This is a genomic window from Streptomyces sp. NPDC050508, from assembly GCF_040655155.1.
GTDB lineage: Bacteria > Actinomycetota > Actinomycetes > Streptomycetales > Streptomycetaceae > Streptomyces.
On record NZ_JBFAJJ010000012.1, the window covers coordinates 185,414 to 209,209 of the forward strand.

A 23,796-nucleotide genomic window follows, 5' to 3' on the forward strand; every position below is an offset into this window, starting at 1 on the left:
CGGCCCTGCCCCAGATGTGCGGCACCGGTGAGCGGACTTGGGCAACTCCATCCATTCTGTGTCCATCCTGTACCCCACAGGCAGTGACGTTCCGCTGTCACTCTTGAGCTGTATGTGATCGCCCGATGCGAGGAGTACGCATGCACCTGCGCGCAGTTGCCGCCTCGACCACCGCGCTCCTGGGGGCCGCCGCCCTTCTGCTCCCCTCCCCCGACGCCCGGGCGGGCGACGCCACCCAGTGGCCCACGGTCGTCGCCCACCGGGGTGCGTCCGCCTATGCGCCCGAAAACACCCTGGCCTCCATCGACAAGGCGGCCCGGCTCGGCTTCCAGTGGGTCGAGAACGACGTCCAGCGCACCAAGGACGGCGAACTCGTCGTCATCCACGACGACAGCCTGAAGCGCACCACCGACGTCGCGAAGGTGTTCCCCGATCGGGCCCCCTGGAAGGTGAAGGACTTCACCGCCGCCGAGATCGCCCGCCTAGACGCGGGGAGCTGGTTCGCCGCCGCGTACACGGGCACGCGCGTGCCGACACTCACGCAGTACATGCGCGAGGTGGAGCACAACCACCAGAGCCTGCTCCTGGAGATCAAGAACCCGGAGCTGTACCCGGGCATCGAGCAGCAGACCCTCAAGCTCCTGAGCAACGAGGGATGGCTGGACGAGGGGCATCTCGACAGCCGGCTGATCGTGCAGAGCTTCAGCGCGGACAGCATCCGGATCGTGCACGACCTCAAGCCCGCCATCAGGACCGGCTTCCTCGGCACGCCCCCCGTGTCCGCCCTGCACGAGTACGCCGCCTTCACCGACCTGATCAACCCGTCGTACGGCTCGATCTCCATGAGCTACGTCTCCGCCGTGCACGGACACACGGGCCCGCACGGCCGTCCGATGGAGGTGTACGCCTGGACCGTCGACGACGCGCCCACGGCGTGGAAGGTCGCCGGGTACGGCGTGGACGGCCTCATCACGAACAAACCGGACGTGGTGCGCTCCGCGCTGAACGGGTTCTGAGGCCGCTCGCGGGGCGTTGTCAGTGCCGGGTCGTACGGTGGGCGCATGGACAGCCATGGGCAGAACGAGCAGCAGGTCGTGTGGACCGTCGTCGGCACCGACATCGGTCCACTGCTGCTGGCCGCGACACAGGACGGCCTGGTCAACGTCGTGTTCCACGCCACGGACGCGGTGCGCGACAAGACACTCGACCGGCTGGCGTCCCGGCTGGGCACCGAGCCGGTCGAGGCGCCCGACTCCCCCTTGCTGGCCGAGGCGATACGTCAGGTGGAGGCCTACTTCGCCGGTGCACGGCGCGACTTCGACCTCCCGCTCGACTGGTCCCTGATCTCCGGCTTCAACCGGCAGGTGCTGCGCGAGCTGGCGTCCGGCGTCCCGTACGGCTCGGTCGTCGGGTACGGCGATCTGGCCGGGCGCGTCGGTCAGCCGCGGGCGGCACAGGCGGTGGGCGTGGCGATGGGTTCCAATCCGCTGCCGGTCGTCGTGCCGTGTCACCGGGTCGTCGAGAGCGACGGCGGCATCGGCGGGTTCGGGGGCGGTCTGGAGACGAAGAGGAAGCTGCTGGCGCTGGAGGGGGTGCTGCCCGAGCCGTTGTTCTGAGGGTTCGGGCGGACAGGGAACTGGAGGGGGACTCCGTGCTGGTGAGGACCGGCTTCACATACGCGTGCGGCAACGGCGGTACCGGGTGTGCGGGGTGACCGCCGTCGAAGGGCGGGCCGCCGCGCCTGTCGCGGCCGACCGGTTGCCCGCACTGCGGCGCCGGGTGTCCGGGGTGCTGATCGCGACGCAGATCCTGGGCGGGCTCGGTGTCGCCACGGGGATCGCGCTGGCCGCCGTACTGGCCAAGCAGGTCAGTGGGACCGAGTCGCTGTCCGGGCTGGCGCCCACGGCGACCGTGACGGGCACGGCGGTGCTGTCGATGCCGTTCGCGGCGCTGATGACGGCGCGCGGCCGGCGTCCCGGACTGGTCCTCGGCTATCTGGTCGGGGCGCTCGGGGCCGGTGTCGTGGTGCTCGCGGCGAGCATCGGGAGCTTTCCGCTGCTGCTGTGCGGCATGGCCGGGTTCGGGGCGGCCTCGTCGGCGAATCTGCAGTCCCGGTTCGCCGCCGCCGATCTGGCCGAGCCGGAGCAGCGGGCCCGGGCCATCTCCCACGTCGTGTGGGCGACCACGATAGGGGCGGTCCTCGGTCCGAACATCGCCGCGCCCGCGGGCCGCAGCGTCTCCGGGCTCGGGATACCCGCGGCGGCGGGCCCCTTCCTGTGGGCGGGCGGGATCTTCCTGGTCGCCGCGGTCGTGGTCGCCGTACTGCTCCGGCCCGATCCGTTGTTGACGGCGCGGGCGCTCGCGCCGGACGAGGACCGGTCGCCTGCCGCACGGTCGTTGCGGGCCGGGTTCGCGGCGGTGGCGGCCTCGCCGCGGGCGCGGCTGGCGCTCGTCACGGTGGCCGTGGTGCACACGGCGATGGTGTCGGTGATGGCGATGACCCCGGTCGAACTGGGCCACCACGGGGCGAGCATCGACCTGGTGGGGCTGGTGATCAGCGGACACATCGCGGGGATGTACGCGTTCTCTCCGCTGATGGGGAGGCTGTCCGACCGGGTCGGGCGCCTGTCGGGGATAGGGCTCGCGGTGGGGCTGTTGGCCGGTGCCGCGTTCATCGCAGGTACGGCGGGCGGGAGCCACGGGCGGATCGCCCTGGGGCTGTTCGTGCTGGGTCTGGGCTGGTCGGCCGGGCTCGTCTCCGGCTCGGCACTGCTCACCGACTCGGTGCCGCAGCCCGCGCGCGCCGCAGCCCAGGGCCTGTCCGACCTCGCCATGAACACCTCGGCGGGCATCGGCGGAGCGGTGGCCGGCCTGGTGGTCGCGGAGGCGAGCTACGGCTGGCTGAACTTCACCGCCGCCTGCCTGCTGATACCCCTGGCCGCGCTGGCGTTGTTCACCCGCTCCCGGAGAACCCCGGTTTCCGATGGTCCGCGAAGGGTGGCCGGGAGGCCGAGCCGGTAGCAGACTCCGCCATGCGCACAGCCACTGGCATCCGGGGGATCGGAGCCGAAGGGACGGCGAACACGCATGAGTGGAAGCGGAAACAGGGCAGTCGCGTATCTCAAGCCGGGAGCGGTGGAAGTCAGGACCATCGACTACCCGACGCTTGAACTGCAGGACGGGCCGGGAGTCGCACCGGACAACGTGGGCCGAAAGGTCCGGCACGGTGTGATCCTGAAGGTGCTCGCCAGCAACATCTGTGGCAGCGACCAGCACATGGTGCGCGGTCGGACGACCGCGCCCGAGGGGCTGGTCCTGGGACACGAGATCACCGGAGAGGTCGTCGAACGGGGGCCGGACGTCGAGTTCATCGACGTGGGCGACATCGTCTCCGTACCGTTCAACATCGCCTGCGGGCGGTGCCGCAACTGCAAGGAACGCAAGACGGGCATCTGCCTGAACGTCAACCCGGCCCGTCCGGGAGCGGCTTACGGCTATGTCGACATGGGCGGCTGGGTCGGCGGCCAGGCCGAGTACGCCATGGTCCCGTACGCGGACTTCAACCTGCTGAAGTTCCCGGACCGGGACGAGGCGCGCGAGAAGCTGCTCGATCTGACCATGCTGTCGGACATCTTCCCGACCGGTTTCCACGGCGCGGTCACCGCGGGCGCCGGGGTCGGGTCCACGGTGTACGTCGCCGGGGCGGGTCCGGTCGGTCTGGCGGCAGCCGCATCCGCGCAGCTCCTGGGCGCCGCGGTCGTCATCGTCGGCGACCTCAACGCCGAACGCCTGGGCCAGGCAAGGAGTTTCGGCTGCGAGACCGTCGACGTCTCACGCGGCGACATCGGGGAGCAGATCGCCGAGATCGTCGGCGAGCCCGAGGTGGACGCCGCGGTCGACGCGGTCGGCTTCGAGGCACGGGCTCACGGCCCGAACGCCCCGGAGGCGCCGGCGACCGTCCTCAACTCGCTGATGGGCCTCACGCGCGCGGGCGGTGCCCTGGGCATCCCCGGGCTGTATGTGACCGCTGACCCCGGCGGGGTCGACGAGGACGCGAGGAGCGGCACCCTGAAGGTGCGGCTCGGCCTCGGCTGGGCCAAGAGTCACCGGTTCACGACCGGTCAGTGCCCGGTGATGACGTACCACCGGAGCCTGATGATGGCGATCCTGCACGGGCGCGTGCACATCGCCAAGGCCGTGAACGCGACCCCGATCGCACTGGAGGACGCACCGCGCGGCTACGCCGAGTTCGACCAGGGCGCCAGCCGCAAGTACGTGCTCGATCCGCACGGGACGCTGGCGGGCATCAGCCCGGTCTGACGGACGAGAACGCGGGGGCCACGCACGCGTGGCCCCCGTTTTCCATGTCGGACGGTGATGATGTCTCCCACAGCCCGCGAGGGTTTGACCGGGGGTCGAGCCCGCCAGGGATGAGGGAAGACCGAACGACAGGAGGCGCGTGGTGCTGGTGGTGTCCGAGGAAATACGTGAGGCGATCGACGCGCGTCGACCCGTGGTGGCCCTGGAGTCGACGATCATCGCGCACGGGTTGCCGCGCCCGCGCAATCTGCAGGTGGCGCTGGAGCTGGAGGCGGCGGTACGGCAGGAGGGTGCCGTACCCGCGACGATCGCCGTGCTGGACGGGCGGCCCCATGTCGGCCTGGACAAGGAGCAGTTGGAGCGGGTCGCCAACGAGGACGGGATCCGCAAGCTGGGCCACCGTGATCTGCCGCTCGCGGTGGCGGCGGGGGCGAGCGGGGCGACCACGGTGTCGGCGACGGCGCTGCTGGCGGCGCGGGCGGGCATCCGGGTGTTCGCGACCGGGGGGCTCGGCGGGGTGCACCGGGAGTGGACGGTGACGCAGGACGAGTCCGCCGACCTGGGGCTGCTGGCGTCCACCCGGATCACGGTGGTGTGCGCGGGCGTGAAGTCGATCCTGGACGTGCCGGCGACCCTGCAGCGCCTGGAGACGCTGGGTGTGGCGGTCGCCGGATACGGCACGGAACGCTTCCCCGGCTTCTACCTCTCCGACTCGGGGTATCCCGTGGACTGGACGCTGGAGACCCCGGAGCAGGTGGCCGCCGTGATGCGGGCGCAGGACGCGCTCGACGCCCCGGAGTCGACACTGATCGTCGCCAACCCCGTGCCCGAGGACGAGCAGTTGGATCCCGAGCTGCACGCGCGCGTGCTCGCCGACGCGCTGCACGCGTGCGAGGCGGAGGGCGTCACCGGGCAGGCGGTCACCCCGTTCCTGCTCGGCTACCTGGTGGAGCACACCGACGGTGCCTCGCTGACCGCCAACCTGGCGGCCGTGCGCGGCAACGTACGGCTGGCGGGGCGGATCGCGGCGGCCTGGGCCGAGGAGGCGTGACGGCCGATCCGAACGGCGCGCTCCTGGTCGTCGGGGACGTCGTCACGGACGTCGTGGCCCGGCACCGGGGACCGCTCGCCCCGGGCACCGACACCGCCGCCGCGATCCGCACCGTGCCGGGTGGCGCGGGCGCCAATGTGGCGTGCTGGGCGGCCCATTGGGGCTGTACGGACGTACGGCTGCTCGGTCGCGTGGGTGCGGACGCGGCGGCGTGGCACGAGCGGGAGCTGGTCGCCTCCGGAGTGCGGCCCCGTCTCGTCGTCGATCCGGAGGCTGCCACGGGGACGGTGATCTGCCTGGTCGACACGGGGGCGTCGGCCGAGCGGACGTTCCTCACCGACAGTGGCGCGTCCCTGCGGCTCGATCCCGGGGACTGGTCGGACTCGCTGCTCGACGGCGTCGTACGGCTGCATCTGTCGGGCTATCTGCTGTTCTCCGAGCCGAGCCGGGCGCTGGTGGCCGTGGCGGTGGAGTCGGCACGCGCGCGTGGGGTGCCGGTGAGTCTGGATCCGGCGTCGGCGGGATTCCTGACGGAGCTGGGCGTGGACCGCTTCCTGGCGCTCGTCGAGGGCGTCGACGTGCTGCTGCCCAGCCGTGACGAGGCGTGCCTGCTCACGGGGTTGCCCGATCCGGCGGACGCGGCGGCCAAGCTGAGCCGCCATGTCCCCCTGGTGGTCACCAAGCAGGGCGCCGAGGGAGCCCTGGTGGCCCACTCCGGCACGGTCCACGCACGCGTACCGGCCGAGCCCGCCACACCCCGGGACACCACGGGCGCGGGCGACGCGTTCACGGGGGCGTTCCTCGCGACGCTCCTGGCGGGCGCCGAACCGGAGGAAGCGGCCAAGGAGGGGTGCCGGGCGGGAGCGCGGGCGGTGGAACGGGTGGGGGGACGGCCGCCGGGGCGGGAGTGAGGGCGGCTTGCGTGGGGACGCCGGTCAACTGTGTTGGGCGGAGGGGGAGTTGACGTTCGCTGGTGTCGGACGGCGACTCCCCTGCCCGGCGCCGGCCCCGAGCCCAGCCCCGCCGAAGACCCACCACCGTCCCTCAACTCCCGTACCCCACCTACCCCTTCCGCCCCCAGGCCGAGATCATCGGCGCCGTCGCCAGGTCCATCGTGCCGGAGGCGACGTTGGCCAGGTGGCGGTCGATGTCCGCGTCCGTGGCGAGGCCCGCGGTGACGAGTTGGTCGCGGATCTGGCGGACCGTGGCGGATTCCAGGGCGGCGCAGGCCGGTGAGGTGACCGGGAAGTACGCGTCGGCCTCCACCCGGCGCAGGCCCGCCTCGCGGAGCAGGCGCGGGAGTCTGCGGCCGTAGGAGAGGTCGGCGCCGCGGTCGGCGAGGAGCTTGCGGAAGCCGTGGCGGAGGCGGTTCGCGAGTTGCTGCTCGGGGCCGTGTTCGTCGGGGCAGAGCAGGGGCTGCAACGCGGGGTCGGCGTCCTCGATCAGGAGGCGTCCGCCGGGGCGCAGGGACTTGATCATCGAGCGCAACGCCCGTTCCCGGTCCGGCACATGGACGAGTACGAGCCGGGCGTGCACGAGGTCGAAGCCCTCCCCCGGCGGTTCCTCGGCGCCCACGTCGTGGACCCGCACCTCGATCGGCGGGCGGGCGGCCGAGGCGACCTGCGAGGTGTCGATGTCGGTCGCGAGGACCTTTCCGGTCGGTCCGACCTTCTTGGCCAGCCAGGACACCACCGAGGTACCGCCGACGCCGACCTCCCAGACGCGCCAGCCGGGTCCGACGCCGAACCCCTCCAGGTGCCGGAACGTGGTGGGGTCGAAGAGCGTGGCGAAGGCGTCGAAGCGCTGTCCCGCCTCGGACTGCCGGTTGTCGAGGAGATACCCGTCGGATCGCGTCATGCCGCGATCATCCCAGTTGCCCCGCTTGTCGGAAGGGGGCGACGCTCCGGTTGTCGGGAGGGGCAAAGCTCCTGTCGCGGCGAGGGCGAAGCCCCGGTCCACCGCCCCCTCGCCACGATCGTGCACCGGTTCGTCCACAGCAGGGAACAAAGCGGAGGATTCCGTTCCCACAGGCTTACCCGCCGCTCACGTCGGCCTGGCAAACTGGCACGCCAAGGCGCAGAAATGCGATGCGAGGGGATCCACGCAAGGAGATCCGGATGTCCATGGCAGGGAATCTTCGGAAGGTCACGGGCCTCGGCAGGGTCGGCGGCCTCCGCAAGGTGGCACGGCTGGCCCGGCGGCGCCCGCGGGTCGACCTGAGCCACCACGCCCGGTCACCCCTGGGCTCCTCGGTGGTGAAGTGCGTCGCATACCAGGACGGCGCCCGGGTCCCGGTCGCCGGCGATCTGGTGGACACCGTGGAGCGGGTGCGCAAGAAGGACGACGGCTTCGTCTGGCTCGGCCTGCACGAGCCGACGAACGAGGAGTTCGCGGGCATCGCCGAACTCTTCGACCTGCACCCGCTGGCGGTCGAGGACGCGGTCGAGGCCCATCAGCGCCCGAAGGTGGAGCGCTACGGCGAGACGCTGTTCGCCGTGTTCAAGACGGTCTGCTACGTCGAGCACGAGAAGCTGACCGCGACGAGCGAGGTCGTGGACACCGGCGAGATCATGGTGTTCGTCGGCGCCGACTTCGTCATCACCGTACGGCACGGGCGGCACGGCTCGTTGGGGCCGCTGCGCGAGGAGTTGGAGTCGAACCCCCGACAGCTCGCGAAGGGACCGGCCGCGGTGCTGCACGCCATCGCGGACCATGTGGTCGACGACTATCTGAGCGTCACGGACTCGGTGCAGGCGGACATCGACCAGGTGGAGACGGACGTGTTCGCGGAGAACGGCGCGCGGGCCGACCCGGGCCGTATCTATCAGCTCAAGCGTGAACTGCTGGAGCTGAAGCGGGCGGTCGTCCCCCTCAGCCGCCCGCTGGAGGAGCTCGCCACCCGGCCGATGCGGCTCATCGGACCGGAGATACAGGCCTACTTCCGTGATGTCTCCGACCATCTGCTGCGGGCGAAGGAGCAGATAGCGTCCTTCGACGAACTGCTCAACTCGATCCTGCAGGCGCACCTCGCCCAGGTGACGGTCGCGCAGAACGAGGACATGCGGAAGATCACGGCGTGGGCCGCGGTGATCGCCGTACCGACGATGGTGTGCGGTGTGTACGGCATGAACTTCGACAACATGCCGGAGCTGCACTGGCGGTTCGGCTATCCCCTGGTCATCGGCGTGATAACCGTGTCCTGTCTGGCCCTGTACCGGGGCTTCCGGCGCAACGGCTGGCTCTGAGCGGCAGCCGCTGAACCGGAAACCGTCCGGCGGTTCAGCACCTGCCGGCTCAACGCATGCCGCTCCGGGCGTAGACGCTCTCGACCCAGCCGGCGAGCTGCTCCTCCGTCAGATGCTGGGCCAGGTCGGCCTCGCTGATCATGCCGACGAGGCGCTTGTTCTCGATGACGGGGAGCCGGCGGATCTGGTGTCCCTGCATCTCCTGGAGCACCTCGCCGACATCGGCGCCGGCGTCGATCCAGCGGGGTGTGCCCTGGGCCATCTCACCGGCGGTGATCTTGGCCGGGTCGTGGCCCATGGCCACACAGCCGACGACGATGTCCCGGTCGGTGAGGATGCCGCAGAGCCGTTCGTTCTCGTCGCTGATGGGCAGGGCTCCGACGCCCAGTTCGCGCATCAGCTGGGCGGCGCGGTCCAGGGTTTCGTGGGCGGGGATCCACTGGGCGCCCCGGTGCATGATGTCTCCGGCGGTGGTCATGAAGTACCTCCCGGTGCCGGGCGGCCGGCGCGGCACAGAACGTTCCGCTAGTCCCGGCGCCCTACATTCTCGCCGCGCGGCGAGATGAACGCACCCGGACGGTCGCGACTTGCGGTGCACAAGTACACCGGTGCACCGCCCGCCCGGGACGGCGCTCAGACCTGGAACCCCACGATCTTCTGCGGTACGACGCGGATGATCACCCGCGTCCGGTCGTCCTTCTCGGCGGGCGGGTCGATGCCGAGGTACTTGTGCGAGAGCTCGTACGGGAGCCGTTTGCCGGGGTCGGGGAGGATCTCGGCGGTGCCGCGGATCTCGACCGAGGCGTAGGGGTTGGCGAGGTCGAACACCGACAGGCTGACGCGGGGGTCGTGGCGGAGGTTGCGTACCTTCTGGCGGTCTTCGAGGGAGGAGAAGAGCACGGTGTCGCCCTCGCGCTTCATCCAGACCACGGAGGCCTGCGGGGCGCCGTCGGGGCGGAGGGTGGCGACGTTGGCGAAGTTCTTGCCGTCGAGGAGAGCGCGGGTGGATTCGTCGAAGATCGGCATACCGGCAGCTTAACTAAATGCATGCGCATATAAAAGCCCTTGGGTGAGACCACTCACCCCTTGGCCCACCCGTTCCATGCCGGATGGCGAGGATCGTCGGCGCGCACCAGGACGTCCACCGTGCCGGCCGGGTCGGTCTCGTCCTCGTAGCGCTCGAAGGCGGGGAAGGTCCAGTGCTCGGTTTCGGGGGTACGGCGACGCAGGGCGCCCGGTGAGAGGAGGACGTGGATGGTCAGGTCGAAGGGGAACCAGTGCCGCAGGAGGAGGGGGCCGTGCAGCAACAGGAAGGAGCCGGGCGGGAGTTGGACGTAGGGGCTGCGGGTGGCGCGGTCGGCGGCCGGGTCCCACAGGTCGGGCAGGACGCGGCCGTCGCCGTCCGGTTCGAGCGGGCCGAAGACCTCGCGCCACAGGGCACGGGTGTCGAACCAACCGTCGTAGTACGCCTCGACGTCCTGGTGCCCGTACTCCAGGCGCAGCGAGGCGGGGCGCAGGAACCCCTCGGTGCCGACGACGAGCGAGGAACGGCCGCGGATGCGCAGCGCCTCCGAGACACGCTCGGCGAGGTCGCCCGGGCGGGCCGCCGGGGCTCCGTCGAAGGCGATGCGCGGCCAGGGGCTGCCGTCGGCCGGCTTCAGGTCGAGCAGACGCTCGGCGAGGAGGTCGCCGAGCCGGTCCCAGGTGATCGCTTCCAGTCGCACAGGGCCCATGATGCGTCAGGCCGCGTTCAGGGTGCGTCGCGCCGGTGGCTTCGGCGGGCGCCCCCGGGCTGTCGTACGCGGACCTGGCCGTGGCGGTGCTCGACGAGATCGGGACGCCGACCCGGCACCGTACGCGCGTGTCGGTGTTCGTTGCGCGCGGGAGGAGCGAGGCGCGCGGCAGAAGGGAATGAATCTCGTATGGCCGCACTCTCGACTCCGCCGACCCACAGGGGACTTCTGGTCGTCCAGCCGCTCAGGAAGCGGCACTGTGCCGGGTGTCGTCGTGGGCCGTTGCCGCTGCTGGTGGTCGAGGGCGGCGTGCCGCGGTGTCTCGACTGCGCGGATCTCGGGCATCTGGTGTTCCTGCCGCGCGGGGACACGGCGTTGACACGCAGGGCGCGGGAGGAGAGTGCGCTGTCGGCGGTGGTGGTGCGGTTCAACCGGCGCCGGAGTCGGTACGAGCGGCAGGGCGTCCTCGTCGAGGAGGCGGGCCTCGCGCGGGCCGAGGTGCGGTGTCTGGCGGACGCGGAGGCGCGACGGCGGCGCCGGGTGCGGGACGCGGAGCGGCGGGCCGCGGAGGACGTGCGCTTCACGGAGGCGTTCGCGGCGGAGATCCGACGACTGTTCCCCGGCTGTCCCGACGATCGGGCACGGACCATCGCCGCGCATGCCTCGGTGCGGGGCAGCGGGCGGGTGGGGCGGAGTGCGGCGGGGCGGGCGCTGTCCGAGGAGGCGGTGGTCTCGGCGGCGGTGGCGTCCGTACGTCATATGGACACGCCGTACGACCAGCTGTTGATGAGCGGGGTGCCGCGGCATGAGGCGCGGCGGCGGATCTCGGTGGGGGTGGAGGGGGTGCTGCGGGAGTGGCGTGCGGTCGGGGTGCGGGCGGAGGCCGGGTGAGGGGGTCGTCACAGAACTCGGCCGGCTGGTCGGTCGGTGGTCGACGTGGACGTGGGCGTGGACGTCTGCGTATGGGACGGCGATTCTCGGCCATGGTCAACGGGCCGACGCCGGACTTGACTTGTCGGGATGGCTGGTGGTGGGCAGGATCTCGGCTCTACGGGCGGGAGTTGGTGTCGGCATGATCGGTGAACCGTATTTCACACTGACGGTTCTGGGGGTGCTCGCGACGGGGGTGATGGCCGGGGTCTTCTGCGCCTTCTCCGTGCTGGTGATGCGGGGGCTGGCCGAATTGCCGCCCGCGCAGGGCGTCGCCGCGATGAACGCGATCAACACGGCGGCGATGACGCCCGCCTTCATGCTGCTGTTCGCCGGTTCGGCAGTGGTGTGCGCGGTGATCGCGGTGGTGACGTTCGTGCTGTGGCCGGATCAGGGGACCGCGGAGTTGCTGCTGGGCAGCGCGCTGTATCTGTTCGGTTCGTTCGGGCTGACCCTGGTCGCGAACGTGCCCCGCAACGAGGCACTGCTGAAGCTGGACCCGGGGACACCGGAGGCCGCCGCGTACTGGCCGTCGTATCTGCGCGAGTGGACGATGTGGAACCACGTCCGGGCCGTCGCCTCGGCCGCCGCCGCGCTGGTCTACATGCTGGCCCTCACCTGAGCGAACCCAGAAGATCAACTGAGTGGGAGCTGGGAAGAGCCCGGAAGACCTGGCGGAAGTCCGCGCGAACCCCCTTGAGAAAGCGGTCTCGCCCACTCTGCGCGCCCGGCCGGAGGGCCTTATCGTGGCTGAAAGAGTGCCGCCCGATGACGCACGGCCTGTCGTACGCGGACGCAAGGAAGACGCCCCATGGCCGATCCCAAGGGTTTTATGACCACTCCGCGCGAGGAGTGGCCCCGCAGGCCCGTCGACGAGCGGGTGCGGGACTGGGACGAGGTGTATGTCCCCGGGGCACTGCTGCCCATCGTGAGCAGACAGGCCGACCGGTGCATGGACTGCGGCGTCCCGTTCTGCCACGACGCCTGTCCGCTCGGCAACCTGATCCCCGAGTGGAACGACCTGGTCTCCCGCGACGACTGGCGCGCCGCGAGCGACCGGCTGCACGCGACGAACAACTTCCCCGAGTTCACCGGCCGGTTGTGCCCGGCACCCTGCGAGGCGGGGTGTGTGCTCGCCATCAACCAGCCCGCGGTCACCATCAAGAACGTCGAGGTGGCCATCGCCGACCGCGCGTGGACCGACGGTTTCGCGCCACCTCGGCCGCCGGACCGTCTGTCCGGGCGGACCGTCGCGGTGATCGGTTCCGGGCCCACCGGCCTTGCCGCGGCACAGCAGTTGACGCGCGCCGGGCACACGGTCGCCGTGTACGAGAAGGACGACCGGCTCGGCGGGCTGATGCGGTACGGCATCCCCGAGTTCAAGATGGAGAAGCGGCATCTGGAACGGCGGCTGGAGCAGATGCGGGCCGAGGGCACGAAGTTCCGTACGTCGACCAGGGTCGGGCGGGACGTCGGAGCGGCCGAACTGCGGGCGCGCTACGACGCGGTGGTAATCGCCACGGGGGCGACGGCGTGGCGTGAACTAGCCGTGCTGGGGCGGGAGTTGACCGGCATCCACCAGGCGATGGAGTACCTCCCGCTGGCCAACCGGGTGTGCGAGGGCGACTTGGCGGCCTCTCCCCTGTCCGCCGCCGGGAAGCATGTCGTCATCGTCGGCGGCGGCGACACGGGGGCCGACTGTCTCGGCACCGCGGTGCGTGAAGGGGCCTCGTCCGTCACCCAGTTGGACATCTACGCCCAGCCGGACGCCGAGCGCGACGAGGACGCGGAGCCCTGGCCGACGTACCCGAAGATCTACCGGCTGTCGGCCGCGCACGAGGAGGCGCGGGATCTGGAGACGGCGCCGGCGGCGGACGCGGACGCGCGGCTGTTCGCGGCGTCGACGCTCCGCTTCGAGGGTGACGCGGAGGGGCGGGTGCGGTCCTTGCACCTGGTTGAAGTGGACGCGCAGCGGCGTCCGTTGGACGGTTCCGGACGCAGTCTGCCCGCCGATCTCGTGCTGCTCGCCCTCGGGTTCTCCGGGCCCGACCGGGAGGACGGCCTCATCGACCAGCTGAGGTTGGCGATGGCGCCGCGCGGCACGATCACCCGGGACGCGGACTTCGCGACGAGTGCGCGCGGGGTGTTCGTGGCGGGCGACGCGGCACGGGGGCAGTCGTTGATCGTGTGGGCGATCGCGGAGGGGCGGGCGGTGGCGGCGGCCGTCGACCGTTATATGACGGGGAGTTCACAGCTGCCGGCGCCGATCGGGCCGTACGACCGGCCGATGACCGTGTGACACGACCGGCCGAGGACGGCGTGGGGCGGCGGCTCAGCGTCGCTGGTCCGTGCCGGCCACCTTCGCCGTCGACAGGGCCGCCCGGTTCCACGTGTTGATCGTGAGGATCAGGGCGAGGACGTGAGCCAGTTCCCGCTCGTCGAAGTGAGCGGCGGCCTGCACGTAGACGTCGTCCGGTACACCGCCGTCGGCCACCAGGGTCTCCCGCGCTTAGCCCGGGCCCGGGCCCGGGCCGGCCGGAGCAACCGCCGTTGCCGGTGGTCGCCGTCAGCCGGACCTCAGGAACCTCAGGGCTTGCGTCCCACCGCCCCGTACCCGGGAATCACCCCGTCGTCCTGGCCCGGCACCGGATCGCCCAGTTCCGGATGCCACTTGTCGACCAGCACCACGCCCGGCTCGACCAGGTCGAGGCCGTCGAAGAAGCGGGCGAAGCCGGTGCGGGAGCGGAGCGTCAGGGTGACGCCCGCCGCCGTGAGCATCTCGACCGCCGCCGCCGACTTCTCCGGAGTGAAGTCGGCGGTGGCGTGGGTCATCATCAGGTAGCTGCCGGTGGGGAGTTGGGACAGCAGGTCCCCCACCAGCTCGTGCGCGCCGTCCCCGTCGGGGACGAAGTGCAGCAGCGCGACGAGGGACAGGGCGACGGGCCGGTCGAAGTCGATGACCTGCCTGGCGCTCTCGATGATGGCGTCGGGCTCGCGCACGTCGGCCTGCAGGTACTCGGTCACACCCTCGGGTGTGCCGCGCAGCAGGGCCGACGCGTGGGCCGGCACGATCGGGTCGTTGTCGCAGTAGACGACCCGCGCGTCGGGCGCGATGCCCTGCGCGACCTGGTGCAGGTTCGGCTCGGTGGGGATACCGGTGCCGATGTCCAGGAACTGCCGTACGCCGTGCTCGGCGAGCCAGCGCGTGGCCCGGTGCATGAACGCGCGGTTGACACGTGCCATGACCGGAACTCTCGGGTCGAGGGCGAGCATCTGGCGGCCCATCTCCCGGTCGACGGGGTAGTTGTGCTTGCCGCCGAGGTACCAGTCGTACATGCGAGCCGGATGGGGTCTGCTGATGTCGATCTCGTCGGTCTTGTCGGTCTTATCGGTCTCGTCGGTGGGCCGCACGGTCATGGCGTGCTCCATAAGGTTGTGCGGAGGGCGGTACGGCAATATGTGATCAAGTCGGTGCCAAAATAAGGAGGTTCGGGAAGGAAAAAGCATTCAGCACAGGTCCGGTCAGGAGAGCAGGAAATCCGCCTCGCCCGCTTTCGCCCCCTCGATGAAGGCCGTCATCTCGTCGGTGGTGTAGATCAGCGCCGGCCCGTCCGGGTCGGTGGACTGGCGGACGGCGATCCGGCCGTCGGCGAGCTTCATCGCCTCCAGGCAGTTGCCGCCGTTGCCCCCGCTCCACGGCTTGTGCCAGCCTTCGCTTCCCAAGTCCCGCGCGGGCATGCCGTTGTAGACGCTCATACGCGGCTTGATGCGATCCATTCACAACTCCTTGCGGAGATCCTTGAGGATCTCCTTCGTGCGATGTGCCGTAGCGGCCTGCGCCGCCATGCGGTCCATGACCTCAAGGTGGGTCGCCACCTCTTCGCGCGCGTCCAGATAGACGGCGCCGGTCAGGTACTCGCTGTAGACCATGTCCGGCAGTTCTGACATGGCAAATCGGAACAGCACGAAGGGCCCGTACGTGCCCGGGTGCGGCCCCGAGGAGAACGGGGCGACCTGCAGGGTCACGTTGGGCAGCTTCGTGGCGTCGAGCAGTTTGTCGATCTGGGCACGCATCACCTCCGGGCCGCCGACCGGGCGGCGCAGGGCGGTCTCGTCCATGACGGCCCAGAAGCGGGGCGCGCCGGGACGGGCCAGCAGGTCCTGGCGCTGCATGCGCAGCGCCACGTGGCGCTCGATCTCGTCGGGCTCGGTCTGGCCGATGGCACCCGACTCCAGCACCCCACGCGCGTAGTCCTCGGTCTGCAGGAGTCCGGGCACGAAGTGCGGTTCGTACGACCGGATGAGCGCGGCGGCGCCCTCCAGGCTGACGTGCATCGAGAACCAGCCGGGCAGGATGTCGTGGAAGCGCTGCCACCAGCCGGGCCTGTTGGCCTCCTCGGCCAGCTGGACGAAGGCCTGGGCCTCCTCGTCGGAGACGCCGTAGGACTTCAGGAGGAGCTGGAGGTACGGGATCTTGAGGGAGACCTCGGCCATCTCCATACGGCGGACCGTGGCGGGGGCGACGCGGAGGATGCGGGCGGCCTCCTCACGCTTGAGCCCCGCGCGTTCCCGCAGGTCCAGCAGGCGCCGGCCGAGGACGACCTGGCCGACCGTCGGTGCGGACCGCGGCTCGCTCACGCTCCACCTCCACGAATGAGTACCTGACAGCGGACGGGTCCTGGCAGTCCGTGCGTCCCGGCGGCCCTGCGAAAGAGTTTCGGACAGCCCGGCGACCGAATCCTGACAGCCCTGCGGCGCCATTCGAAGACTCATTCGAAGATCGGGACAGACCTCCGGAGATCCCAACTGGCGCCGCGCGACGTTCTGTTGCGAGCAGTGTGCCACGACCGTCCAGAGCGTCATACGGCACTCTGCATTTTTCATAGTGACACTTGCCAAGTGTTCACGGCGGGGCGATAGTGGCAAGCGTGATTCCGTCCGCGCCCTTAGGAACAGACGCCGCCGCAGGCCGCCTCGGTCTCGGTGCCGCCGCGGGAGCCGTCCCTGGTGGGGCCGCTGCCGAGCGCCGGTTCCGGTTCGAGCTGGCCGCACATCCGGGTTCCCCGGCCCAGGCGAGACGCCTGACGCGGGCCCGGCTGTCCGGCTGGTCCGTGTGCGAGGACACCTGCGACACGGCGGTTCTGGTCGTCTCCGAGCTGGTCACCAACGCGATCGTGCACACCGCGAGCAGCCACATAGTCTGCGAGCTGCACGACAGCGACGACCTGGTGCGGATAGCCGTCCGTGACGAGGGTTGTGCTCCCGGTGAGCCACGCCCGTCCCCGCGCCGGCCCGACGAGGAGCACGGGAGGGGACTGCTCCTCATCGACGGGCTGTGCCGGGCCTGGGGCGCTCAGGAACACGGTCTTGGCCTGCTGGTCTGGGCCGACCTGCCGCGGCAGGCGGACCCGACGCACGGCCACCACCCGGCCCCCGGCCACGACAGTTCCGTACCGCGCAACGACCTGGGTTGGGGCGCACGACCCAAGCCGGGTCCGTCGGGCGGTTCGGGCGACGAGGACGAGGCGACGGCACACTTCGGGGCCTTCGAGGATCTGGGCGTATTTCCGGGGCGGGGGCATGGGGGTGCCTCCGGCAGTCGGCATGGGGGTGCCGGCGACTTCGGAGGTCCGGATCTCGGCGGCTTCGGGGGCCGGGAGCACGAGACCGGAGGTGGCCCCGCTCGTGGTGGGGCCGGCTCCGGTGCGCGGAGCCGGGAGGGCGCGGGCCACTTCGGGGGCCTCGGTCAGGAGGCCACCGGTCTCTTCAGGGGCCGGGGACACCAGGACGCCGGCGACCTCCCGGACTCCGCGGAGACCGGGGAATCCGGCGCGTTCGCGGATTCGCGTGGGCTCAGGAGTTCGCGTGGGCCCGCGGATTCGCGTGGCCTCGGGGATTCCAGTCGCTTCGCGGATTCCAGTCGCTTCGGAGACTTCGGTACGGGGGTCGAATGGGTGTGAGCGGCGGGTCCGGTCCCGGCCAAGTGCTCAGTCTCGACACGCTGGTCCGTCTGGGGCGTGCGCTGCACGGGCCGGGTACGCCCCGGCGGCTGGCCGTCCCCGAGGGCATGACGGCTCCCCTGGGCTGCGACGCCGTGGCGGTGCCCGCGCGCTTCGGACCGCTGGTCCTGCCCCGCCTGCCGCGCGTCGGCTGTGTCTACGCCGACGAGACGCACTGGTGGTGGATCGTTCCGTCCGACTCCGACTACGCCCTGGAGTGGCCCGCCCCGGCGCGCTATACGACCGGCGCGCTCGTCCCGGACACGCCGCGCGCGCCCGGTCTCATCCACAAGCCCGACGGCAAGCTGCCGTACACCCCGCCGATTCCGCTGTACCTCGCGGTGTGCCGGGTTACGGGGACTACGCCGTCGTGGTCGCGTCCCATCAGCGCGTAGCGCTCCGCGGGTTGGGCGGGATTTGTTCCGCGGGCTCAGTGGGCGGTTTTTGTCTGCGGGTCCGGTGGGGGCTGGTCTCGTAGTTCACCGGGGCTAGTGGTCTTTGACTGCGGGTCCGGTGGGGGCTGGGCGCGCAGTTCCCCGCGCCCCCTTCGGGCGCGGTGCGCCCGGTCGCCGGTTGGGACTTTCGGCTCCTTTTCCCGGTGCACGCCTGCGCGGCGGAACCCACATCGGCAGGGACCCGCTTGCTTCCCGGCGTACGCCCGCGTGACCCCGTCTCTCCCTTCCGCGCCCTGCCCCGAATCTGTCCGTCCCGCGATAGTGGCCGTTCGTCCGCTATCGGGGGAGGTCGACGGTGGGAAGCAAGGGTGACTCGGGGAAACCGGGGCCGTCCGTGTCGGAGCAGCTGCTCTTCGGTGGGCCCCTGCGCTACGACATGGGGTGGAACCAGCACAACGACGCGTTCCTTGAGCTGAGCTTCCGGGCCATGGTGACCCGGTTGCCGACGATGCTGGGGTCGAGTTTCCGGCTGGCCTGGCAGGCCGATCCGCGGGCCGCGCGTATCGTGCTGGCCGCCGAGGCGGGCCGGGGTGCGACGCAGGCGGTGAGTCTGCTAGCGGTCAACAGCGTGCTGGGGCGGCTGATCACCGGCGGTGCCATCGGTGACCGGCTGCGCGGTGCCGTTCCCGCGCTGGTCACGATGGCGGCCGTGCTGCTGGTGGGCGCGCTGCTGCGGGCCGCGTCGACGTACGCGACCGGCCGGCTGGAGCCGAAGGTCGAGCGGGTCGCCACCGAGCTGTATCTGGAGCGGGCGGCTGCCGTGGAGCTGTCCGCGATCGAGGACCACGCGTTCCACAAGCTGCTGGACACCGCCCAGTACGGCGCTTCCTCGGCCCGCCACATGATCTCGCACGCCACGCGTGTGATGAACGCGTCGATCTCGCTGGTCGCGGCGGCGGGCGTGCTGACCGTGCTGCACCCGGCGCTGCTCCCGCTGCTGGCGACGATGACACTGCCGAGCGCATGGGGTGCCCTGACGAACGCGCGCCGCCACTACGAGTCGTTCCACACCTGGGTGCAGCACGTTCGCGCCGGTTACCTCATCGGCAATCTGCTGACCGAACCGGAGGCGGCTCCGGAGATCCGTGTCCACGGGGTCGGACCGTTTCTGCTGCACCACTTCCACGAGATGTCGGAAAGCGCGGAGGTGGAGCAGACCCGGCTGGCCCGGCTGGCGGCCCGCACGGGTCTGATCGCGGCGACCTGGACGGGCCTCGCGACGGCGGCGACGTACGCGACGCTGGGCGGGCTGCTGCTGTCCGGGGCGATGGCGCTCTCGGTGGCGGGTACGGCGGTGATCGCGATCCGCACCGGCTCCGCGAGCCTCGACAACCTCGTCCTGGCGGTGAACCAGCTGCACGAGGAGGCCCTGTTCGTGGGCGATCTGCAGAAGCTGTACGAGGAGGCGGCCGAGCGGGCGATCCCGGTCGGCGGGGAGGCGCTGCCCGAGGAGCCGCGGGAGATCCGCTTCGAGAACGTCACGTTCAGCTATCCGGGCGAGTCCACCCACCCCGCGCTCGACGATGTCACCCTCACGCTGCCGCTCGGCCGGATCATCGCGCTGGTCGGCGAGAACGGCTCCGGCAAGACGACCTTGGTCAAGCTGCTGGCCGGGCTGTACCGGCCGGACCGGGGCCGGATCCTGTGGGACACCGTCGACGCGGCGACCGCGGACCGGCACCAACTGGCCGACCGGATCGCGATGGTGGCGCAGAACTTCAAGCGGTGGCCGTTCACGGCCCGCGTCAACGTGGCCATCGGACGGTCCGCCGCACAGCTCACCGAGGAGCGGGTGGCCGGCGCGCTCGCCGAGGCCGGTGCGGAGGAGGTGGTCGCGGATCTGCCGCGCGGCCTGGACACCCTGCTGGCCCGCAACTTCAGCGGCGGGCACGAGCTGTCGGGCGGCCAGTGGCAGCGGCTCGGTATCGCGCGGGCCGCCTACCGGAAGGGCCGCATCCTGATCGTGGACGAGCCGACCGCGGCCCTCGACGCCCGCGCCGAACTGGAGGTCTTCGAGAAGATCCGCGCGCTGGCCGGCACCGGCCAGACGGTCGTCCTGATCACCCACCGGCTGGCGTCCGTACGCCACGCGGATCTGGTGCACGTCCTCGACCAGGGGCGGCTCGTGGAGTCCGGGACGCCCGACGAACTCCTCATGAGCGGCGGTGTCTACGCGGAGCTGTACGCGCTCCAGGCGGACCAGTTCACGGCTAAGGTGCCCGCCCCGAAGGCGGGCTGACCTCTCAGGCGGCGACGTCCACGGCGTCGCCGCTGCGCACGATCACCAGGAACGCGTCGGTCGCGATGTCCATGACGACCTCAGCCTGCAGGCCCTCCAGACGGCGCGCCTGCGCGAACTCCTCCGCCGGCCACGAACCACGAGGTCCGCCGGCGGGAAAGCGCTCAAGCACCATTCGCCCGTTCACCCTTTACCTCCATGTCGCGCTGTCCTCATAGAGTTAAACGCCAACAGTGGGGTGAACGCCTCGCGAAGTGACGGTACTGAGACGTAGTTGACACTCGTTCACCGTCGAGTGTGAGCGGACTCTCAGGTTCTGTCGGTTTAGGTCACTTTCCGCATCAATCTCCCTACTCTCCGCGTCAGTCCTCGTACTCGTCGTGGTAGCGGATGCGCTCACTGCCCGCAGGCGCCCCGAGGGCCGAAGCGCGCCCCTTCGGCTCCTCCCACTCCTCCTGGCGCCCCAGCGCGGTCAGGTCCAGGAAGGTGGTGGTCGAACCGAGCCCGTCGAGCCCGCGCTCATAGGTCGAGTAGGTGTGGAACACCCGGTCGCGGTCCCGCAGGAAGCAGCTGACACCGGGCCGCTCGACGGGTTCCCCGTCACCGACGAACGTAACGTCGAAGTCCCAGTTGAAGTCCCCGCCGAAGGACGAGTACCAGGGCAGCGTCCAGCCCATCCGCGCCTTGAACGGAAGGATCCTGGTGTACGGCGCCCTCGACACGGCGGCGAACGTCGTGCCGCGCGCCTCCAGATGGGCCAGGTGCCCGATCTGGTCGAGGAACGCCGAGCAGCTGCGGCAGCCCGCGTCCCACTCGGGCGCGAACATGAAGTGGTAGACGACGAGTTGGCCGCGCCCGTCGAAGAGGTCGAGCAGTGTGGCCTTCCCGTCGCCGCCCTCGAAGAAGTACTCCTTGTCGATCTCCACCATGGGCAGCCCGCGCCGCTCGGCATTGAGCGCGTCACGCGCGCGCGTGGCCGCCTTCTCCTTGACCAGCAGTTCCTCGCGCGCCGCGCGCCACTGCTCACGCGAGACGATCTCCGGAAGCGACATGGGCCCTCCTGTGACAACGGTCCGTTGAGGGGTGGACCGCAGGAAGGACGGGAACTCATCGCTGTCCCGGGAAAAGCCCCGAAAAAACCTCAGCCGGATTTCTTCGCGTACGACACCGGGAGCGCGAGCAGTCCCCGGGCGCGCAGCGACGGCCGCCACCGCACCTCGCCCGCCCCCAACTCCAGCCGGGGGAACCGCTCCAGCAGTGCGGCCAGCGCGATCTCCGTCTCGGCGCGGGCGAGCGGAGCGCCCAGGCAGTAGTGGATGCCGTGGCCGAGCGCGAGATGCCCGGAGGTGTCGCGGGCGAGGTCGAGCCGGTCGGGGTCGGGGAAGCGGTCGGGGTCGCGGTTGGCGGCGGACGCGGACACCCACACCGTCTCACCGGCGGGGATGGTGACCCCGCCGATGGTGACGTCCTCGACGGGGAAGCGCCGGATGGCGAGCAGCGCGGGCCCTTCGTAGCGCAGGAACTCCTCTACAGCGGCCGGGAGTTGGGTGGGGTCCTCGCGCAACGCGGCCAGCTGCTCCGGGTGTTGCAGGAGGGCGAGCACCGCGTTGCCGATGAGCTGAACGGTGTTCTCGTACCCGGCGAAGAGGATGAGGAAGGCGAGGGACATCAGCTCGTCCTCGCTGAGCCGGTCGCCCTCGTCACGCACGGCGATCAGGTCGGAGAGGAGATCGTCGCCGGGCTCTTCCCGCTTGTCGGCGAGGAGTTGGGTGAAGAAGCCGAGCATCGCGACGACCGCGTGCTTGCCGGCCTCGGGCGGTGTCCCGGGGGCGGGTGCGACGAGGGTGTCGGTCCACACCCGGAAGTCCCGCCGGTGCCGGTCGGGCACGCCGAGCAGGTCGCAGATGACGGTGATGGGGAGGGGCGCGGCGTAGGAGGCGATGAGGTCGGTGTCGCCCTGCTCCCCCAGCGCGTCGAGGAGTTGGTCGGCGGTGCGGCGAATGGGCGTACGGAGCTGCTCGGTTCGGCGCGGGGTGAAGGCACGGCCGACCAGACGGCGGATACGGGTGTGGTCCGGCGGGTCCATGTTGAGGAGGTTCGCGTCGAGCGCGGGCGGCAGCGAGAACCCCTTGTAAGTCCCGGCCGTGGCATGCCTCTTGTCCAGCGAGAGCCGCGGGTCGGCCAGCGCCGCCCGGACGTCCTCGTACCGGGTGACGAGCCAGGCGGGGGTGCCGTCGGGGCCGGCGATGCGGTGCACGGGGGCGCTGTCGCGCAGGCGCCGGTACACGTCGTACGGGTGGTCGAGAAGGCCGTCCGCGAGATCCATGGGAACAGCCTAGAGGCGCGGCTCAGGTGTCGTATTCCTGGATGCGGCAACCATGGCTCCGGTCGACGAGGGCGGGCAGCCGGTCCTCCAACTCCCGTACGACAGCGGGTACATCGAGGGTGAGCAGCTCACGGTCGCGCATCAGGACGCGGCCGTCGACGACGGTGGTGCGAACGTCGGCGGAACGGGCGCTGTGCACGAGGGTGGCGGCGAGGTCGTGGACGGGTTGGGTGTGCGGCCCGGTGAGGTCGACGAGGATGATGTCGGCCCGGCGTCCCGGTGCGAGGGACCCGATGGAGTCACCGAGTCCGACCGCCCGCGCACTCTGGAGGGTGGCGTGGTGCAGGGCCTGACGGGACGTCAGCCACCGCGGATCCCCCTCGGCCGACTTCTGGATCAGGGAGGTGAGGGCCATCGACTCCCACACGTCGAGGGAGTTGTTGGAGGCGGCGCCGTCCGTGGCGAGCCCGACCGGGATGCCCAGGGCGCGCAGGGCGCGGATCGGAGTGGTGTCGGGCCAGGCGAACTTGAGGTATCCGCGGGGCGCGGTGGCGACCGCCGTACGGCCGCTCGCGCGTTCCAGGACGGGGAGGTCGCGGTCGATGATGCCGGTGCCGTGGGCGATGAGCAGGTCGGTGGCCAACAGGCCGGTGCGGTCGAGGACTTCGACGGGTGTGATGCCGTGCCGGGAGAGGCTGGTGTCGGTCTGGTCGCGGTTCTCGGCGGCGTGGATGTGGACGGGGAGGCAGTGTTCCAGGGCGAGTTCGGCGGTGGCGGCGAGGTCGGCGTCGGTCACCGTGTAGGGGGCGTGCGGGGCGAGGGCGGTGGTGATGCGGCCGTCGGCGGTGCCCCGGTGCCGTAGCGCGAACTCCAGTGATTTCGCCCGGCCTTGAGGACCCTGGGAGGAGAAGTAGGCCTCGCCGAGATGGGCGCGGATCCCGCACTCGGCGACCACGGCGGCCACCGTGTCCATGGAGAAGTAGTGGTCGGCGAAGCAGGTGACACCGGCGCGGATCATCTCGGCGCAGGCGAGCCGCGCCCCCAACTCCACGTCTTTTTCGGTGAGGTTGGACTCGACGGGCCAGACGACGTCGTTGAACCACTCTTCCGTGGGCAGATCCTCGGCGAGTCCGCGCAGCGCGACCATCGGCGCGTGGGTGTGGCAGTTGACCAGCCCCGGCAGGGCGACCTGCCCGCGCGCGTCGATGCGTTCGACGGCGGCCAGACCGGCAGCCTCCGGCGCACTGGTGACGGACTCGACGAGCCCGTCCCGTACGACGATCGCGGCGTCCCGCTCGAAGCCGATCCGCTCCTGGTCGTCGTGGACGAGGACGGTGCAGCCGGTGATCAGTAGATCCGGGGGCGAGGAGTGGGGAGCGGCGGTGGGAGAGTCACTCACTCTCCCAACGTACGGCGTCCTCCTCGCCCCGCGTGAGCCGAACCGCGCATCCCGGCGTTGCGCTGTCGCGCGCCGCCCCGGACCAGCACGCTTGCCTCA

Annotated in this window: 24 protein-coding genes and 2 pseudogenes; 14 read left to right on the forward strand and 12 right to left on the reverse strand. The window is 70.9% G+C overall.

The annotated features are described in order from the left end of the window. Window positions 1-140: 140 nt before the first annotated feature. From AB0I69_RS31310 to AB0I69_RS31335, 6 genes are all read left to right on the forward strand, one after another. Entirely contained in the window at window positions 141-1,016 is an 876-nt protein-coding gene (locus tag AB0I69_RS31310; RefSeq protein WP_363099091.1) for a glycerophosphodiester phosphodiesterase family protein, read from the forward strand. A 45-nt stretch (window positions 1,017-1,061) separates the two neighbouring features. Continuing rightward, entirely contained in the window at window positions 1,062-1,616 is a 555-nt protein-coding gene (locus tag AB0I69_RS31315) for a methylated-DNA--[protein]-cysteine S-methyltransferase (RefSeq protein WP_363099092.1), read from the forward strand. Window positions 1,617-1,710: 94 nt separating this feature from the next. Then, window positions 1,711-3,021: an MFS transporter gene (locus AB0I69_RS31320; protein WP_363099093.1), complete on the forward strand. Its 1,311-nt coding sequence runs from the start codon at window positions 1,711-1,713 to the stop codon at window positions 3,019-3,021. Window positions 3,022-3,087: 66 nt separating this feature from the next. Beyond that, on the forward strand, window positions 3,088-4,320 hold the full coding sequence (gene fdhA, locus AB0I69_RS31325) for a formaldehyde dehydrogenase, glutathione-independent (RefSeq protein WP_363099094.1): 1,233 nt from the start codon (window positions 3,088-3,090) through the stop codon (window positions 4,318-4,320). A gap of 139 nt (window positions 4,321-4,459) precedes the next feature. Further along, entirely contained in the window at window positions 4,460-5,371 is a 912-nt protein-coding gene (locus tag AB0I69_RS31330) for a pseudouridine-5'-phosphate glycosidase (protein ID WP_363099095.1), read from the forward strand. Further along, window positions 5,368-6,282, forward strand: a complete 915-nt coding sequence (locus AB0I69_RS31335) for a sugar kinase (protein WP_363099096.1) — start codon at window positions 5,368-5,370, stop codon at window positions 6,280-6,282. Before AB0I69_RS31330 ends, AB0I69_RS31335 begins: the two co-directional genes overlap by 4 nt. Before the next feature lie 151 nt (window positions 6,283-6,433). Here AB0I69_RS31335 and AB0I69_RS31340 read toward each other — a convergent pair whose 3' ends face one another. Then, window positions 6,434-7,228, reverse strand: coding sequence for a methyltransferase domain-containing protein (locus AB0I69_RS31340; protein WP_363099097.1), 795 nt, complete (start codon window positions 7,226-7,228; stop codon window positions 6,434-6,436). Window positions 7,229-7,488: 260 nt separating this feature from the next. Here AB0I69_RS31340 and corA point away from each other — a divergent pair, with 260 nt between their 5' ends. Continuing rightward, entirely contained in the window at window positions 7,489-8,616 is a 1,128-nt protein-coding gene (gene corA, locus AB0I69_RS31345) for a magnesium/cobalt transporter CorA (protein WP_363099098.1), read from the forward strand. Window positions 8,617-8,665: 49 nt separating this feature from the next. Here the strand turns inward: corA and AB0I69_RS31350 are convergent, their stop codons facing one another. The 3 genes from AB0I69_RS31350 to AB0I69_RS31360 form a co-directional block, all read right to left on the reverse strand. Continuing rightward, window positions 8,666-9,094 (reverse strand): CBS domain-containing protein, encoded by a 429-nt coding sequence (locus tag AB0I69_RS31350; RefSeq protein WP_019067604.1) that lies wholly within the window; start codon window positions 9,092-9,094, stop codon window positions 8,666-8,668. A 155-nt stretch (window positions 9,095-9,249) separates the two neighbouring features. Beyond that, the gene (locus tag AB0I69_RS31355; RefSeq protein WP_363099099.1) at window positions 9,250-9,642 is read right to left on the reverse strand and encodes a PPOX class F420-dependent oxidoreductase; all 393 of its coding nucleotides are present in this window, start codon (window positions 9,640-9,642) and stop codon (window positions 9,250-9,252) included. Window positions 9,643-9,695: 53 nt separating this feature from the next. Further along, window positions 9,696-10,349 (reverse strand): uridine kinase, encoded by a 654-nt coding sequence (locus AB0I69_RS31360; protein WP_363099100.1) that lies wholly within the window; start codon window positions 10,347-10,349, stop codon window positions 9,696-9,698. A gap of 35 nt (window positions 10,350-10,384) precedes the next feature. On the opposite strand from AB0I69_RS31360, the gene AB0I69_RS31365 reads away from it, so the two are divergent. From AB0I69_RS31365 to AB0I69_RS31380, 4 genes are all read left to right on the forward strand, one after another. Further along, window positions 10,385-10,531 carry a hypothetical protein gene (locus tag AB0I69_RS31365; RefSeq protein WP_363099101.1) on the forward strand — a complete coding sequence of 49 codons (147 nt, stop codon included), beginning with the start codon at window positions 10,385-10,387 and terminating at the stop codon, window positions 10,529-10,531. 7 nt (window positions 10,532-10,538) lie between these two features. Next, entirely contained in the window at window positions 10,539-11,240 is a 702-nt protein-coding gene (locus AB0I69_RS31370) for a DUF2293 domain-containing protein (protein WP_363099102.1), read from the forward strand. A gap of 181 nt (window positions 11,241-11,421) precedes the next feature. After that, window positions 11,422-11,901 (forward strand): anthrone oxygenase family protein, encoded by a 480-nt coding sequence (locus AB0I69_RS31375; protein WP_363099103.1) that lies wholly within the window; start codon window positions 11,422-11,424, stop codon window positions 11,899-11,901. Window positions 11,902-12,090: 189 nt separating this feature from the next. Continuing rightward, window positions 12,091-13,578 carry a glutamate synthase subunit beta gene (locus tag AB0I69_RS31380; protein WP_363099104.1) on the forward strand — a complete coding sequence of 496 codons (1,488 nt, stop codon included), beginning with the start codon at window positions 12,091-12,093 and terminating at the stop codon, window positions 13,576-13,578. A gap of 33 nt (window positions 13,579-13,611) precedes the next feature. Here AB0I69_RS31380 and AB0I69_RS31385 read toward each other — a convergent pair. The 4 genes and pseudogenes from AB0I69_RS31385 to AB0I69_RS31400 all read right to left on the reverse strand — a co-directional run. After that, a pseudogene (locus tag AB0I69_RS31385) lies at window positions 13,612-13,779 on the reverse strand (carboxymuconolactone decarboxylase family protein); the annotation flags it as partial. An 86-nt stretch (window positions 13,780-13,865) separates the two neighbouring features. Continuing rightward, window positions 13,866-14,696 (reverse strand): SAM-dependent methyltransferase, encoded by an 831-nt coding sequence (locus tag AB0I69_RS31390; protein WP_363099105.1) that lies wholly within the window; start codon window positions 14,694-14,696, stop codon window positions 13,866-13,868. A 105-nt stretch (window positions 14,697-14,801) separates the two neighbouring features. Then, entirely contained in the window at window positions 14,802-15,056 is a 255-nt protein-coding gene (locus tag AB0I69_RS31395) for a DUF397 domain-containing protein (RefSeq protein ID WP_019060458.1), read from the reverse strand. Further along, a complete protein-coding gene (locus AB0I69_RS31400; RefSeq protein ID WP_363099106.1) occupies window positions 15,057-15,917 on the reverse strand; it encodes a helix-turn-helix transcriptional regulator in 861 nt (286 codons plus the stop codon). A 281-nt stretch (window positions 15,918-16,198) separates the two neighbouring features. Between AB0I69_RS31400 and AB0I69_RS31405 the strand changes: the two are divergent. The 3 genes and pseudogenes from AB0I69_RS31405 to AB0I69_RS31415 all read left to right on the forward strand — a co-directional run. After that, a pseudogene (locus AB0I69_RS31405) lies at window positions 16,199-16,807 on the forward strand (ATP-binding protein); the annotation flags it as partial. A gap of 422 nt (window positions 16,808-17,229) precedes the next feature. Then, the gene (locus tag AB0I69_RS31410; protein ID WP_363099107.1) at window positions 17,230-17,673 is read left to right on the forward strand and encodes a hypothetical protein; all 444 of its coding nucleotides are present in this window, start codon (window positions 17,230-17,232) and stop codon (window positions 17,671-17,673) included. A 355-nt stretch (window positions 17,674-18,028) separates the two neighbouring features. After that, on the forward strand, window positions 18,029-19,972 hold the full coding sequence (locus tag AB0I69_RS31415) for an ABC transporter ATP-binding protein (protein WP_363099108.1): 1,944 nt from the start codon (window positions 18,029-18,031) through the stop codon (window positions 19,970-19,972). Window positions 19,973-19,976: 4 nt separating this feature from the next. Here the strand turns inward: AB0I69_RS31415 and AB0I69_RS31420 are convergent, their stop codons facing one another. From AB0I69_RS31420 to AB0I69_RS31435, 4 genes are all read right to left on the reverse strand, one after another. Continuing rightward, complete coding sequence (locus AB0I69_RS31420; protein WP_363099110.1) at window positions 19,977-20,159, reverse strand: hypothetical protein; 183 nt, start codon at window positions 20,157-20,159, stop codon at window positions 19,977-19,979. Window positions 20,160-20,334: 175 nt separating this feature from the next. Continuing rightward, window positions 20,335-21,024, reverse strand: a complete 690-nt coding sequence (locus AB0I69_RS31425) for a DUF899 domain-containing protein (protein WP_363099111.1) — start codon at window positions 21,022-21,024, stop codon at window positions 20,335-20,337. Between the two features lie 89 nt (window positions 21,025-21,113). Next, window positions 21,114-22,298 (reverse strand): cytochrome P450, encoded by a 1,185-nt coding sequence (locus tag AB0I69_RS31430; RefSeq protein ID WP_363099112.1) that lies wholly within the window; start codon window positions 22,296-22,298, stop codon window positions 21,114-21,116. A gap of 22 nt (window positions 22,299-22,320) precedes the next feature. After that, entirely contained in the window at window positions 22,321-23,697 is a 1,377-nt protein-coding gene (locus AB0I69_RS31435; RefSeq protein WP_363099113.1) for an amidohydrolase, read from the reverse strand. Window positions 23,698-23,796 lie beyond the last annotated feature (99 nt).